Source organism: Funiculus sociatus GB2-C1 (assembly GCF_039962115.1).
GTDB classification, from domain to species: Bacteria; Cyanobacteriota; Cyanobacteriia; order Cyanobacteriales; family FACHB-T130; genus Funiculus; species Funiculus sociatus.
Genome location: NZ_JAMPKJ010000006.1, coordinates 94,944 through 109,959, shown reverse-complemented (window position 1 = coordinate 109,959; position 15,016 = coordinate 94,944). Strand labels below are relative to the sequence as shown.

The 15,016-nt window shown below is 42.2% G+C and carries 13 protein-coding genes; 11 read left to right on the top strand and 2 right to left on the bottom strand.

Translation table 11 applies throughout. The annotated features are described in order from the left end of the window. The first annotated feature begins 14 nt into the window (after positions 1 to 14). The 11 genes from NDI42_RS04940 to NDI42_RS04890 all read left to right on the top strand — a co-directional run bounded on the left by NDI42_RS04940 (position 15) and on the right by NDI42_RS04890 (position 11,317). On the top strand, positions 15 to 554 hold the full coding sequence (locus NDI42_RS04940) for a class I SAM-dependent methyltransferase (RefSeq protein WP_190458395.1): 540 nt from the start codon (positions 15 to 17) through the stop codon (positions 552 to 554). After that, complete coding sequence (locus NDI42_RS04935; RefSeq protein ID WP_190458393.1) at positions 551 to 1,642, top strand: glycosyltransferase family 4 protein; 1,092 nt, start codon at positions 551 to 553, stop codon at positions 1,640 to 1,642. Before NDI42_RS04940 ends, NDI42_RS04935 begins: the two co-directional genes overlap by 4 nt. Before the next feature lie 83 nt (positions 1,643 to 1,725). Further along, positions 1,726 to 2,880: a glycosyltransferase family 4 protein gene (locus tag NDI42_RS04930; RefSeq protein WP_190458391.1), complete on the top strand. Its 1,155-nt coding sequence runs from the start codon at positions 1,726 to 1,728 to the stop codon at positions 2,878 to 2,880. Beyond that, complete coding sequence (locus NDI42_RS04925) at positions 2,877 to 3,440, top strand: acyltransferase (RefSeq protein WP_190458389.1); 564 nt, start codon at positions 2,877 to 2,879, stop codon at positions 3,438 to 3,440. Before NDI42_RS04930 ends, NDI42_RS04925 begins: the two co-directional genes overlap by 4 nt. Before the next feature lie 40 nt (positions 3,441 to 3,480). Further along, entirely contained in the window at positions 3,481 to 4,296 is an 816-nt protein-coding gene (locus NDI42_RS04920; RefSeq protein WP_190458387.1) for a class I SAM-dependent methyltransferase, read from the top strand. 31 nt (positions 4,297 to 4,327) lie between these two features. Then, positions 4,328 to 5,428, top strand: a complete 1,101-nt coding sequence (locus tag NDI42_RS04915; protein WP_190458385.1) for a glycosyltransferase family 1 protein — start codon at positions 4,328 to 4,330, stop codon at positions 5,426 to 5,428. Next, positions 5,418 to 6,110, top strand: coding sequence for a class I SAM-dependent methyltransferase (locus tag NDI42_RS04910; protein WP_190458384.1), 693 nt, complete (start codon positions 5,418 to 5,420; stop codon positions 6,108 to 6,110). Before NDI42_RS04915 ends, NDI42_RS04910 begins: the two co-directional genes overlap by 11 nt. A 58-nt stretch (positions 6,111 to 6,168) precedes the next feature. Next, positions 6,169 to 7,206 (top strand): glycosyltransferase family 4 protein, encoded by a 1,038-nt coding sequence (locus NDI42_RS04905; RefSeq protein ID WP_190458383.1) that lies wholly within the window; start codon positions 6,169 to 6,171, stop codon positions 7,204 to 7,206. Then, a complete protein-coding gene (locus NDI42_RS04900; protein WP_190458382.1) occupies positions 7,203 to 8,609 on the top strand; it encodes a hypothetical protein in 1,407 nt (468 codons plus the stop codon). Before NDI42_RS04905 ends, NDI42_RS04900 begins: the two co-directional genes overlap by 4 nt. Further along, on the top strand, positions 8,569 to 9,822 hold the full coding sequence (locus NDI42_RS04895) for a glycosyltransferase family 4 protein (RefSeq protein ID WP_190458381.1): 1,254 nt from the start codon (positions 8,569 to 8,571) through the stop codon (positions 9,820 to 9,822). The genes NDI42_RS04900 and NDI42_RS04895 overlap by 41 nt, the downstream gene beginning before the upstream one ends. A 286-nt stretch (positions 9,823 to 10,108) precedes the next feature. Further along, entirely contained in the window at positions 10,109 to 11,317 is a 1,209-nt protein-coding gene (locus tag NDI42_RS04890; RefSeq protein ID WP_190458380.1) for a glycosyltransferase, read from the top strand. A 14-nt stretch (positions 11,318 to 11,331) separates the two neighbouring features. On the opposite strand, the gene cheB is transcribed toward NDI42_RS04890, so the two are convergent. Beyond that, positions 11,332 to 12,441 (bottom strand): chemotaxis-specific protein-glutamate methyltransferase CheB, encoded by a 1,110-nt coding sequence (gene cheB, locus NDI42_RS04885; protein ID WP_190458379.1) that lies wholly within the window; start codon positions 12,439 to 12,441, stop codon positions 11,332 to 11,334. A gap of 46 nt (positions 12,442 to 12,487) precedes the next feature. Beyond that, complete coding sequence (locus NDI42_RS04880; protein ID WP_190458378.1) at positions 12,488 to 14,944, bottom strand: hybrid sensor histidine kinase/response regulator; 2,457 nt, start codon at positions 14,942 to 14,944, stop codon at positions 12,488 to 12,490. Positions 14,945 to 15,016: the final 72 nt, after the last annotated feature.

The following is a 15,016-nucleotide window of genomic DNA, read 5'->3' as shown; positions in this document are numbered from 1 at the left end:
TTCAGGATGAAGCAATGAATATATTATCAGTTGGGTGTGGTCGTAAATCCTCAGAACCTGATGTAATAAGACTGGATAAATCTTCTGAAGTAGAACCAGATATAGTTTGGGATTTAGATGAATTACCCTATCCATTTGATGACTCCATATTCTCGGAGATTGAGTGCTTTGATGTGATAGAACATTTACAAGATATTCCTAAAACATTGGAGGAATTTTATCGAATATTAGAACCGAATGGAATTTTAAAAATAACAACACCTCATTTTTCTTGTGCTAATTCATTTGTAGATCCAACCCATAAGTGGCATTTAAGTTATTTTTCGTTTGATTACTTTTGTCAGGAACACAAGTTGTCCTACTACTCAGATGCGAAATATACTATTAAGCGCCGCCATATTCAATTTCAAGGAGGTAGATTTAATAGAGCCATTATCAGTCGGTTAGCTAATAAATTTCCCCATACCTATGAGCAAAGATGGGCTTGGATTTTTCCAGCTTGGTATCTTTATTTGGAATTAGAAGCTAGCAAAGGATTTAATTTTAATTTATGAAAGTTGTTCACATTACCCCTACTTACTTCGATGACTCATCAATCATTGGTGGTGGTGAACGCTATACAACAGAATTAGCTTCTTTTATGGCAGAGGTTGTAGATACTACGCTGGTAAGTTTTTCTTCAAAACGCCAATCTTATTGTCAAGACAATCTCAAAATTGAGATTTACCCGGTTAACTATTTTATTCATGATAACAAGGTCAATCCCCTAACTTTTCGATATCTTGCTTCAATTTGGGATGCTGACGTAGTTCACATCCACCATATAAATACACTTATTTCCGATTTAGGATGTTTGACAGCATCTTGGCTAGGAAAGCGGGTTTTTGTGACTGATTACGGTGGGGGTGGGGATTTTGTAATTAATCATAAAATGCCTGTGTTTCGAGGCTATTGTAATGCGATCGCTTACTCTCGCTTTGGCTTTAATTTTCTTCCTGCTGAACTACAAAAAAAAGGAGTTCTAATTAAAGGTGGCATGAACACAGAGCGATTTTATCCGGATATATCTTTAGAAAAACAGAAAAAGATTTTGTATGTGGGTCGGATTTTACCCCACAAAGGCATTAATTATTTACTTGAAGCTTTCCGCCTCTTAAATCTTCCAGATTACAAGTTAACAATTCTTGGAAGAGTCTATAACGAAGAATTTTACGAAGACTTGAAAAAATTGGCAGTTGGTTTACCTGTAGAATTCGTTCACGATGCAGATGATAGGAGGTTACTGCATGAATATCGTATAGCGATCGCTACCGTTTTACCTTCTGTTCATACTAACTGTTATGGTGGCTATACCCCTGTTCCAGAATTAATGGGTTTCACGTTGCTAGAATCTCAAGCTTGCGGCACTCCTGCGATTTGTACCGATGCGGGCGCAATGTCTGAATTTGTTGATGATGGTAGTACGGGATTTGTAGTGAAACAGAATTCTGGGGAAGCGATCGCTACTGCTCTTCGTCAAATTATTAGCTTATCCCCATCCGAATATTTAGAGTATCAAAATCGCTGCTACGAGTGGATAAAAGCCTTAACTTGGTCAACAGTAGTCAAGAAGCATTTAGAGCTGTACAACAAGTCTTTATAAGCTTACTTCAAGCTCCACAGATTTTCATTGATAAACCAAGAGTTTTTTGTATAGTCTAAATCCATTTGTTAGAAAATAATACTATGCGGATAGGACATTATATGTACGGCATTTGGGAACCAGGCGGAGTTGCGTCCTATATCCGCCGTCTAAGTGCCGCCCAAATTGCAGCAGGTGACGCTGTTTATTTTCTGGATAATCAGCCAATTACCAGTGTGCCAAATAGTGGAACCGAACTACCGATATTTGTGCGCGATGACAGGGATTTATTTACTCAGGCAAAGGCACTGAGGCTGGATATTTTGCATTTGCACACTGACATTAGTACACTTCCAGACGAGCGTATTGCAACCATCCGCACCATTCACGGACATAAACCTTACTGTCCCAGTGGTGGCAAGTATCTAAAACGCTCTAATCAGCCGTGCGATCGCATCTACAGCCTCACAGGGTGTCTCTGGGGACATCTGGTGGATCGCTGTGGAAGTGCTAGACCGCATAAGTTGTACGCTGATTTTCAGAGTACCTGGGACGAGATGCGCGTTTTGTCTGATATTCATGCGATCGCAAACAGCCAGTTTCTCAAAGATCAAATGGTTCGTTTAGGTTACGCCGAGAACCTGATTCATGTCCTTTATTACCCTGCTCCCAAACTTCCGGAATACTTCCCCCCACCTCAAGAAGAGGTGCCACACTTCCTTTTTATGGGACGTATTGTGCCACAAAAAGGACTCGACTGGCTGTTACGAGCAATACAAAAAGTCAACGTCCCAGTTCACTTAGATATTGCTGGCGATGGCTATCAAAAAACAGAAATACAAGCTTTATCAGAGCGTCTAGGACTTACTAAAAAAGTCACATTTCATGGATGGGCAAATGAACCGGAAATCTTTAAATTACTCCAGGCAGCAAGGGCGCTCATTTTTCCGTCAGTGTGGCACGAACCAGCAGGAATAGTCAGTATAGAAGCTGCCGCAGCTGGTAGACCTATCATCGCCAGTCGAGTAGGAGGAATACCTGAGTATATCGCCCAACAACAACATACCTTACTTGTAAAACCAAATGATATTTCTGGATTGGCACAAAATATTGAATGTTTAGCTCTCGACTGGTCTTTAGCAAAACATTTGGGAGAGGAAGGAAGGGAAATGGTGCCTACCCAATTTTCAATGCAGAAACATCTGGATGTACTCAATCAACTGTATGAACTGGCTATGCAAGTTAAGGTTGGTTTATGAAAATATTCACCCTTTCTATTAGGGCGCTAAAGAGAGTTTTATTTGAGGGCCTTCTGTATTTTACTAATCGATTTGTAGCTCATATCCCCTTCCATTTTATCCGGTTGTTTTTTTACCGGTTTTGTCTGGGATTTGAAATTGGTTCAGATAGTCTCATCTTTATGGATGCTTGGTTTGATACAAGAAGCAACTTTAAAATGGGTAAAAGTAGCGTAATCAATCAAAAATGTCGATTGGATAACCGTGGCGGTATCACTATTGGTGACAATGTTTCGATTTCGGCCGAGGTATGTATTCTGACAGCAGATCATGATTTACAAAGTAGTAATTTTAAAGGCCGCCATAGTCCAGTAAATATTGAAGATTATGTCTTCATTGGGACGCGAGCGATTGTTTTACCTGGAGTTACTTTAAGTAAAGGCTCAGCTGTAGCATCTGGTGCAGTAGTAACTAAAGATGTTGCCCCTTTCACAATTGTTGCAGGTGTTCCTGCCAAGCCCATCGGTAGCCGGCCTGATGATCTAAAGTATAGCGCTAATTACCAGCGGTTATTTTTTTAGCTATTTTTTAAAGTTAATTTACTTGATATTCAACAGGCTTATGAAAAAAGTTCAACCGCAAGATAGTTGGCGTGAGAGTTGGAAATATAGCTATCCATATGATTTGCTGGAAATCTATGGCGAGATGAGTTATCGCGGATATGTTTATGCTTACGCAAATCGCCGCCAACATACTTTGGAATTAGTTCAAAAAATTGCCCGACCGGGGGCGAAAGTATTGGATGTAGCAGCCGGACAGGGAAATTTTACATTGTCTTTAGCAGAACTCGGCTATGAAGTTACTTGGAATGACTTACGTGAAGAGTTAGTTGATTATGTCAAGCTTAAGTGGGAACGCGGCGTAATTCATTATGCACCTGGAGACATTTTTTCTCTTGGTTTTAAAGGGTGTTTCGATGTAATTCTAATTACAGAAATTATCGAACACGTTGCCCATCCTGATGATTTTTTATATAGAATTGCTCAATTGGTTAAAGTGGGCGGATACATTGTTATGAGTACGCCTAATGGTGAATATTTTCAGAACCGTTTACCTAAGTTTTCGGATTGTCCCGATCCAAGTGAGTTTGAAGAAATACAATTTCAGCCTAATGCAGATGGACATATTTTTTTATTGCATCTCGATGAAGTTGAATTACTGGCTAAAAAAGCGGGGTTAACTGTTGTAGAAACCCGACTTTTTACCAATACTCTCACCAATGGGTATTTAAAATTAGGGACTGTACTCAAGCTTGTGCCGCGTACCTGGGTTGATGCTTGCGAAAGCTTTACTCGCTCGCTACCTCTTAACTGGCGAAAAAAACTACACACTGGCATGATTTGTTTACTATCACGCTCCTCTGATATTACTAGCTAATAGTACCGATTCTTTTTTTAAATTTTAGGTAATGCACACCTCATCACCAATTATCTGTATCGTTCCCCGCCTGCCTCCAGCAATTGATGGAGTGGGTGATTATGCTTTAAATTTAGCTTTGCAACTGGGTAAAGATTACGGGATAAAAACCCATTTTATTGTAAGCGATCGCTCTATCATCGTTTCCCCACAAATTGAGGGATTTCCTGTTAGCCAAATAAAGGTGCATTCGGCTAGCGAGCTGTTATCTTTAATGTCCAACGATACAGCCACAGTTTTGCTACATTATGTGGGTTATGGCTATGCAAAACGAGGCTGTCCATCTTGGTTAGTTGAAGGCTTGGAACGTTGGAAGAGTACGGGAAATAACACGTATTTAGTAACAATGTTCCATGAAGTTTATGCTTCTGGTGCATTTTGGAACAGTTCCTTTTGGTTATCGCCGCTACAGAAAAATTTGGCGGCGCGTCTGGCAAGAGTTAGCGATCGCTGTCTCACCAGCAAACAACACTATGCCGAAATACTATATCAATTGAGTCAAGGCAAACAAACCCAAATCTCCACCCTCCCCGTATTTTCCAACATAGGGGAGCCAGCACAGGTGCCACCTTTACTAGAACGTAACCGACGCCTAGTGGTGTTTGGAGGACGCGCTAAAAGGCTACAGGTTTATCGAGAATCTCTGGCAGAACTAGAGCTAGCCTGTCAGCTGCTAGAAATTACAGAAATCTTTGATATTGGGCCATCAACAGGCCTAACTTTATCTTCCGTTAATGGCGTGCCGATAGTTGAGATGGGACAGATGTCTGCTACAGAAATCAGCAGCATCCTGTTAAATTCTCTGGCAGGTTTCTTTAACTACCACCCTAACTTCCTGGCGAAATCTACCATTTTTGCTACTTACTGCGCTCATGGAGTGCTTCCCGCCAGTTCTCGATGTAGTCTGCCAACTGATGGCATAGAAGCAGGAAAACATTACTGGGTTCCGGATAAGGAGACTACAGACTGTAAAAATTGGGTGGAGGTGCAAGCGATCGCAGACAATGCCCGTACTTGGTATCAAGCCCATAACTTGTTGGTACACGCAAAAACTTTTGCCGCACACTTAGAGAAAACAATTGTTGAGCATTAATCAAAGTCTCAAAGCCCAGCGTCAATTTGCTTCAGATATCAGCGGTGGTAGAAGTAGTCAACCAATCTACACAGCATTTGAGCAGGTGTTGGCGCAGCTCGATCTCAAAGGTGATCTTCTGGATTTTGGTGGTGGTACAGGCAATCTAACTAAGCATCTTCAAACATTAAATCGATTTAGTTCCATCACTGGCATTGACATCATGCAGCGTCCAGTTGACATAGATAATTCTATTAGATGGATCACTTGGGATCTGAACGATAAAATTCATCTTCCCAATCAATCATTTGATGTGATTGTATCAGCTGAAGTCATCGAGCATCTGGAAAACCCTAGATCCGTAGCAAGGGAATGGTTTCGATTACTCCGTCCTGGTGGAACACTTATTTTTAGTACGCCTAATAACGAAAGCTGGCGTTCTTTGATAGCGCTTCTATTGCGAGGGCATTTTGTCGCCTTCAGCGATACTTGTTACCCGGCACATATCACCGCACTTCTACGCAAGGACATTCAGCGCATTCTAAATGAAGCTAACTTTTCTCCACCAAAGTTTGTTTTTACTAATGTTGGTGGTATTCCCAACTTTCCCAAGCTGCAATGGCAAACAGTTTCTGGAGGACTGCTTAAGGGTATTCGTTACAGCGATAACTTACTAGCAATCGCTCATAAACCAATCTCGTAGCTCAACCTACGCATTAACTATATTAAGCACCCAATATTTCGGCAAAGTGATAAGCATTATGGTAAAAATTCTCATGTCATCTCGCCTATTTTATCCGAGCATTGGGGGCAGTGAAACAGATATAGAAGTCTTGGCACATGAATTTACCCGGTTTGGACACGCAATTAAAGTTGTTACTCAAACTCCAGGTAGCCATATTGATGCTGATGGTTTAGAGTTTCCATTTGATGTGATTAGGCAACCAAGCCCTGCCAAGCTTTTCCAACTCGTAAAATGGTGCGATGTATATTTCCACAATGGTATTATTTTGAAAGATGCTTGGCCGCTTCTGATATGCCGAAAACCCTGGATAATTAGGCACCAGACCTGGATTAAATTACCACATAATATTGGTGGTAACTTTTCTGGTTGGAAGGCAAATTTAAAAGAATTATTGGTAAAATTTTCTACATCAATTTCAATTAGCAAATCTATAGCTGAACATTTGCCACATCCTTCCACAATTATCCCCAATCCATACCGCGATAATTTATTCCGCGTAATTCCTGAAATTGCCAAAACCAAAGAATTTGTATTTCTGGGACGGCTAGTTTCAGACAAAGGTGTAGAGATGCTGCTTGAAGCATTGGCAGAATTGAAACATCAGGGAATGATGCCTCAGCTATCCATCATTGGTTCTGGGGTGGAGGAGTCAAAGCTGCGACAAAAAACTAACGATTTAGCACTGGCAGAACAAGTCGTTTTTCTAGGTTCAAAAATTGGAGAAGAATTAGTACAGATACTAAATGAACATCAAATTATGGTAATTCCTTCACTGTGGGATGAGCCTTTCGGCGTAGTTGCACTAGAAGGTATTGCCTGTGGTTGTGCAATCGTTGGTTCAGAGGGAGGCGGACTAAAAGATGCCATTGGTTCTTGTGGAGTGACTTTTCCTAATGGAGATGTTAAAGCACTGACGAAAGCGCTATTCGACTTGTTGACTAATCCTGATAAATTATCGACTTGCAGGAGAAACGCCGAATCACATTTATTACGCCATAAAAAAGCAGAAGTTGCCAAGGCATATTTACAGGTTATTGAGGCAGCAAAAAAGTGAAACTGCTAATTGGTGCGGTAGCTATTTTAGTCATAATTTATATTTCATCCCTCAGCTGGCGGCGCACTCTTAAAGCTCTATTTGCGCTCTTAATTATTGAGGGTGCAGTGCGAAAATGGGTTTTACCCCAAGCTAGCGATATGATTTATTTTTTGAAAGACTTTGTTCTTTTAGGCGCTTATCTTTCCTACTATGGTTCCTCAGTTTCTGCGAGAAGATTGCCGATTAAAAATGACCCGATCACTATCATAATATTTTTAGTTGCCGCCTGGTGCTTGTTTCAGGCTTTTAATCCTAGTTTAGGGTCGCCTTTGGTAGGATTTTTTGGAATGAGAGGCTATTTATTTTATCTTCCTTTAATGTGGATAATTCCTACCTTATTTCAGTCAGAAGAAGAGCTATATAAGTTTTTGCGATCGCATCTTTTATTTTTAGTCCCAGTTTGCCTCTTAGGTATTGCCCAATTCTTCGCTCCTGCTTCCAGTCCTCTTAATGTTTATGCTCCTGGTGAAGTGACATCAGCAGCCACATTCGGGGTGACATCTTCTGTCAGGGTTACAGGAACTTTCTCCTACATAAGTGGCTACTCAGTCTACCTGCTAGTATGCTTCAGTTTACTAATACCCTTACTGGCATCATCCCAGTACAAATGGTGGAAGTTAGCATCTGTTATAGAAATATTTTTGCTAACCGTTAACTCATTTATGACTGGCGCTCGCGGTCTTATAATTGGTGAAGTTTTATTTTTGTTTGGTTATTTATTCTTCCTGGCATTTACCCGTCCTATAAGTACGGTGCGCTTCCTTAGACAGTTGTTACCATTGGCTATTGTTGTTGCTATTGTTGCTCCTATCTGGTTTCGTCCAGCAATCAATGCTTTTTGGCTGCGTACAACTTCTAACCAAGATGTATCCGGCCGCATTGTGGGCAGTTTTACACAGCCTTTTGAGTTTATTAAATACAAAGAACTTGACGGATATGGCACTGGTGCAACACACCAAGCAGCCCCAGCCCTCAAGAAAGCATTAGGTTTGCCATCCGGTGAAGTTATTCCCACTTATTATGAATCGGAAATGGGCAGAGTAATATTGGAATTAGGGCCTGTTGGTTTTTTTCTTTGGTATGGATTAAGAGTTAGTATTATTATCGCTCTTTGGCTGGTCTTTTGGAAATTGAAACGAGCATTTTTGCGCCACTTAGCACTTGCAGCTTTTATCATTCAAGTAATTCAGATTAATGGTCAACTGGTTTTTAATCATACTTTCTCAATTTACTACTGGTTTCTCAGTAGTTTTATTTTTCTCTTACCTCGATTAGAGCAAGTAGAAAATTGGCATCGAGAACAACAACTATTGCAAGAAAATGTCTCATCCACGTATTTCCCTGATTCACCCTACCAGTAGTCCATTTTCTCGCAATGCTGCGATCGCTTTATGGGAAGCCGACTTACTCCACGAAGTAATCACTACCATTGCCTATAACCCAAAAGGTTCTATATCACGCTACTTAAGTCTATTACCCAAACAAATTAGAAATCGTGTTGCTCATGAATTAGGGCGACGGACATGGATTACCCCCGCTGGTATACCAATGCGAACCCATCCCTGGCAAGAAGCGATGCGGTTGGCGCTAGTAAAAACGAGTTTAAGCCATCGATTAGGTTTAGGAAATCAGGGGCCTATTAATTGGGTCTATTGTTCATTAGATTGCCACGTTGCTAAGCATCATCTTAGCAATATTCATGCAGTTTATGCCTATGAAGATGGAGCCGCTGTCACCTTTGAAGCAGCCAAACAGCAAGGCGTTCTCTGTTTATACGATTTACCAATTATTTTTTATCGCATGAGTCGCGATATTCAAGTAGAAGAATCTGAACGATTTCCCGATTTAGCACCAGCGTTACAGGCAGTTAAAGAACCGGCTTGGAAAATCGAACGCAAACAGCAGGAAGTCGAGTTATCAGACCATATTTTTGTAGCATCTTCTATCACCAAAAAATCTTTGTTAGATATTGGCGTGAAATCGGAAAAAATAAGCGTTATTCCCTACGGTTCGCCTATTGACTATTTTCATCCACAACCCAAAAGCGATAAACTTTTTCGAGCTTTATTTGTGGGTCGGGTAGGGCCGCGTAAAGGTGTGCATTACTTATTACAAGCTTGGCAAAAAATGCGACTTAGAGAAGCGGAATTATTATTAGTAGGAATTAATGAGTTTCCGGCTGGCTGGTTAGCTCAATATACTGATATTTTTCGGTATGTCTCCTCTGTACCTCATACCTTATTGAATCAATACTATAGTTCGGCAAATGTTCTGGTTTTTCCTTCTTTAGTTGAAGGATTTGGTTTAGTGCTTTTAGAGGCAATGGCTTGTGGAATTCCCGTTATTACAACACCTAATACGGCTGGTTATGATATTGTCACAGATGGCGTGGAAGGGTTTATTGTGCCAATTCGTGATGTAGAAGCTATTAAGGAAAAACTAGAGTGGTGCTACTGCCATCCGCAAGAATTAGCAGAGATGGGACGAGCAGCTCGTCGAAAAGCTGAGCAATTAACTTGGGATTTATATCGGCAAAAATTGGCAAGTCGGGTGCAAGAGCTTTTGAACAATTAAACTGTGATATAGCGCTGTAATACCTAATACGGTTAACTTAAGAATAGTTGTATGTTGAAGTTAGATTTTTTGCTGTTGCAGGCATAAAGTCAAATAGTATAAGTTAGGGCAATTCCTGAATTGTCCCAACACATACATGTTCCTGTACACCCACTACGTCCAAATTTGATAATTAAATTCGGATTGTTATATTCGCTTCATAATTTATAAACACCTCCGAAACCATTCGTCCTGATGGCATAACAAAAGTCTGTATCAGTAGGTAGCAATTCTGATAGAGGCAATTGTGAAAGTTTTACACGTTATTCCCTCCGTAAGTCCATCTTTGGGAGGGCCAAGTCACGTTGTTTTAAATTTGGTAAAAGCTTTACGAGACTGCGGTATTGACGCGGAAATTGCTACCACGAATGATAATGGTTCAACACTGTTAGATGTACCTTTAAATCAACGGATTGAATACGAGCAAGTTCCTGTTTGGTTCTTGCCTCGGTTTTCGCCACCGATGAAAGAATTTATTTTTTCTGCGGCTCTCACTCGCTGGCTCATGTTACACATCCGCGACTATGACATCATAGAAACTCACTATCTTTTTTCCTATGCTTCTACTTGTGCTGGCGCGATCGCTAGATGGCAAGGCGTTCCCTACATAGTCCGTACTATAGGCCAGATGGCTCCTTGGGCATTGGCACAAAGTCAGCTGAAAAAACAAATTTACACCTTTTTAATTGAGCGACACAATTTGAATTCTGCCGCTGCAATCCATTGTACTTGTGCTGGCGAAGCAGAGGATGTCCGTAAATTTGGAATTAAAACTCCTACAATTACCCTACCTTTAGGAGTCGATAGACCTACTATTTCCCCTGAAGCTAAACAAAAACTACGCCAAATTTACGGCATACCATCAACTACGCCAGTGGTGCTATTTCTGTCTCGCCTTCATTATAAAAAGCGCCCAGATTTGCTGGTGTACGCGCTAAGCAGACTTGCCGCCCAAAAAGATGATTTTCACCTAATATTAGCGGGTTCAGGAGAGTCAAATTATATTACACACTTAACAAATTTAGTGTCATCGCTTGGCTTAGCTTCTCGCACATCGATGACAGGTTTTGTCACTGGTGAAGATAAAGATTTGCTACTGCAAGGTTCAGATATGTTTGTCTTGCCATCGTTTTCGGAAAATTTTGGAGTTGCTGTAGCAGAAGCAATGGCGGCGGGATTACCAGTAATTGTGACTCCAGATGTGCAAATTTCGCCAGAAATTGCCGCAGAAAAAGCTGGACTGGTTATTAAAGGAGAAGTCGAGCCTTTAGCAGGTGCGATCGCTTCACTCCTCAACTCTCCAAAACAGCGATCGCAATTGGGTGAAAATGGTAGGCGCTTGGTAAGCCGTCGATACTCTTGGCCTTGCGTCGCACAAAATCTTGCTTCTGCCTATAGCGCCATTCTCAAAGAACAACCAATCCCTACTAATGAGCGATTAGCTATTAGCGATTAGAAAGTTGGAAATGACTAAGGACTAATAACTCTTGTGAGCATCGACGCTATTTCAGCGATGGGTAAAATATGCTGGACTGCACCAAGCGCGATCGCTTCTTTTGGCATTCCGAAGACTACACAACTCGCCTCATCCTGAGCAATAGTCACACCACCAGCAGACGCGATCGCCTGCATTCCCTCCGCACCATCTCTACCCATCCCCGTCAATAATACCCCTACAGCAGCCTGACCATAGACACTCGCCACCGATTTAAAAGTAACCGTTACAGAAGGGCGATGCCCTCCCAGGGGTGGTGAGGAAGAATACAAAAATCTGCCTTGTGCATCAAACTCCAAATGCGATCGCTCCCTGGGAAAATAAATAGTTCCCGGTTTTGGAACCTCCCCAGCACGAGCAATTTTTATAGGCATTTGACACTCAGCCGCCAACCAATCTACCATTCCTTGCAAAAAACCTTCGCTGATGTGCTGAATACAAATCACTGGCACCGGGAAATTCATCGGCAACTGAGTGAGAATTGCGTACAAAGCTTGCGGGCCACCTGTAGACGCACCAATTGTGATAATTTTATCTTTTCGATTTCGGATTTTGGATTGGCCATTTAAAATCGAATATTTCTTGTTACCAGGATCAGCTTTGTAACGAATGTTGGGAGGCTCAGCTTCCCGATTATTAAGAATAGTATCAACTGAAGGTTTCTTTCGATAATGAGTAAAAACTGTAACCCCAGAAAGGATTTTTATCTTACTGATTAACTCCTGTTTTACCAACTCATAATCCGAACCATTTCCACCACGTGGCTTAGGGAAGATATCCACCGCCCCTGCTTCTAGCAACCGAAAAACATTGTGCTTATCCTCATTTTGTACTGAAGTGCTAATCACAAGAATTGGTTTTGGATACGTTGCCATAACTTCAGATATAAATTCCAGACCATCCATCTGTGGCATATGGAGGTCTGTGCAAATCACATCTGGCAAACAACTGGGAATCAGCGCCAATGCCTCTTTACCACTTCCGGCTGTTCCCACCACTTGAATTTCAGGGGAGAATGCCAGAATTCGTTTCAGCATTGTCATAGCAATAGGAGAATCGTCTACTAATAAAACTTTTATTGCCATTTTGTCAAATGCTAGTTGAAGAATTGCACTTACTATTAGCCATAAGCTAAATAAACCTTCTCAAGGTTTCTAAAAGCACTTCCTGATTAAAAGTACCCTTGGTGATATAAGCATTGGCACCAGCTTCGGCACCCCTACGTTTATCTTCATCTGATGCCAAAGATGTCACCAGAATTATTGGCAATTCGTTATATTCCTGATGCTGACGAATCTTGGCAGTAAACCCCAAACCATCCAAATTTGGCATTTGCACATCGGATATCACCGCATCAAAGGAACGAGTTCTTAGTTTGTTGTAGGCATCCAATCCATCAACAGCTGTCACCACTTCATAACCTGCATTCTCCAAAATGCGCTTTTCTTGAGTGCGAATGGCGATAGAATCTTCCGCTAATAAAATTGATCTTCTTTTTTCCTCCTGGGCAAATGCTCTTGCCAGGGTCATCGCTGCGGTTCGTTTTTGGACAGATTTAATCAAATCTAGGGGATTTAAAACCATGCAAACTTCCCCAGTTCCGAGAATAGTTGCGCCAGCAACATTGCGAACCCGCTTGAGTAACTTACTCTGAGGTTTGAGTACGACATCCTGTTGATCTATACAGGCATCTACCAATAATCCCAGCCTCTCCTCTCCCACCTGCAAAATAATGCACAGCAGTTGCCCCTTGTCAGTCGTTTTGCCATTGACTACTGACAATTCCAGCAAATCTATCAGCTGCGCTACTGATACAGGGTGATTGTCCTGAATAATAGTTTCTCTGCCTTGAATAGAAAAAATTTCATCAGAAGACACCAACCGCGTTTGTTGCACAAACTCCACTGGCAGGGCATAAACTCTGCCGCCCACTTCCACAATCAACACTGACACAGTTGCTAGGTTTATACCGAGCTGTACTCGGAGCGTGCATCCCCTTCCGGGGGTAGATTCTACTTGTATAGTTCCTTTCAGGCGTTCGACGTTGGTGCGAACTACATCCAGCCCTACGCCTCTGCCAGAAACTTCGGTGACAAAGGTGCGGGTGGAGAAGCCGGGGGCAAAAATCAAGGAGTGAATTTGAGTTGTTGTCATGGCGGCGAGTTCTTCTTCCCGACAGATTCCGCGCTTAAGTGCTGTCTGCTTAATCTTTGCAGTATCTAAGCCTCGCCCATCGTCCGCGACTTCTATCACAGTATTCGTGGCGGTTTGGTAGCCTCTGACGCGAATTGTGGCGGTAGGTGGCTTGCCTACAGCTTCTCGCTCTGCTGGTGTTTCGATACCATGATCTACGCAATTGCGAATCATGTGGATCAATGGATCTTTCATTTCTTCTAGGATGCGCTTGTCGGCTTTGGTTTGGTCGCCTGCGATCGCTAGTTCAATTTCTTTATTTTGCTGTTTAGCTAGATCCCGTACCATCCGGGGAAGCATCTGAAAAATAGTCGATAGGGGCAAGAGGCGTAGGGTACGTATTCCCTCTTCTAAGTCACTAGCAATCGTATCCAGTCTGGTGGTGTCTTCGTAGATGGCATTTCTTAACTGGTTGACTAGAACTCCCATGCGCTCCCCAAAGGCTTTAGTTTCTAAGGACGCACTGCTGTGCGCCTCTATATCTGAGTGCTGAGTGGTAGAGGGATTTAATTGCCTCTCAGGTTTTAGCTTTTCCTTCTGGACATTCAGCGCTGAAGTTCTCAGGAGTGTTGGGCGGTTCCACTCTTCGCACAGGGCAACAATTTCCTCAATTTCCGCCAGTCGATGAGCAATGCGGATTTTGGTGACGGTTAGTTCGCCTGCTTGGGTGAGCAAGGCATCGAGATTGCGGGTTTCGACGCGAATTGTTTCGATGCGGTAGGGTTCGTTTGCTGCTGGGGGTGGTACGGTGGCGGTTCTACCGTTGGAGAAGGTCTTTTCGGCTTTAATGTCGGCAGGAGTGGGGCGGGGAGGCTCCACTTCTAATGGTGCCGCCTCTACTGGTGCGGGTGGTGAGGAAGGTGCTAGTAGTGTCTCTAATGGTGATGGTGCAGGCGATATCTCTAAATCTATTTGTAGTGGGGGCGCTTCGGAAGTTGTGGCTATTGTGACGGTATTTGCTTCAACTTCTTCCTGAACTCGATCGTTGTGATTGTTTTGCTTGGCTGGATTGATAGAATCAGCTCCCATCATGTGGGCAAGGACGCCAAAGGTATTGATGCCTGCTGGTTCGCCTGTGACGGCTTCATGTACCAGTTTGCACATAGCATCTAAGCCTTGATACAAGCGATCGCACGTTTGGGCTGTCAGCTGTGTCTCACCGCGTTTAACACATCCCAAAATATGTTCTAGTTGATGGGTAAGGGTTTCTACATCGCGCACGCCCAGCATTCGAGAATCCCCTTTGAGGCTGTGAGCTTCTCTTAGTAATTCTTCTAATCTGGCTTGGTCTTCCGGGTGCTTTTCTAAATGCAGTAAACCGTCATTTAGTTTCTGTAAATGTTCTTCACTTGCCGTTTTAAAAAGGCTGCGTAGTTCTTCGTCTTCTACGATCATGACTAGCTTTTAGTTTTATTTTATTGGGGATTACGTGTTGGTGTTTTTTTTTTATAGCTAAAAGCTAATAGA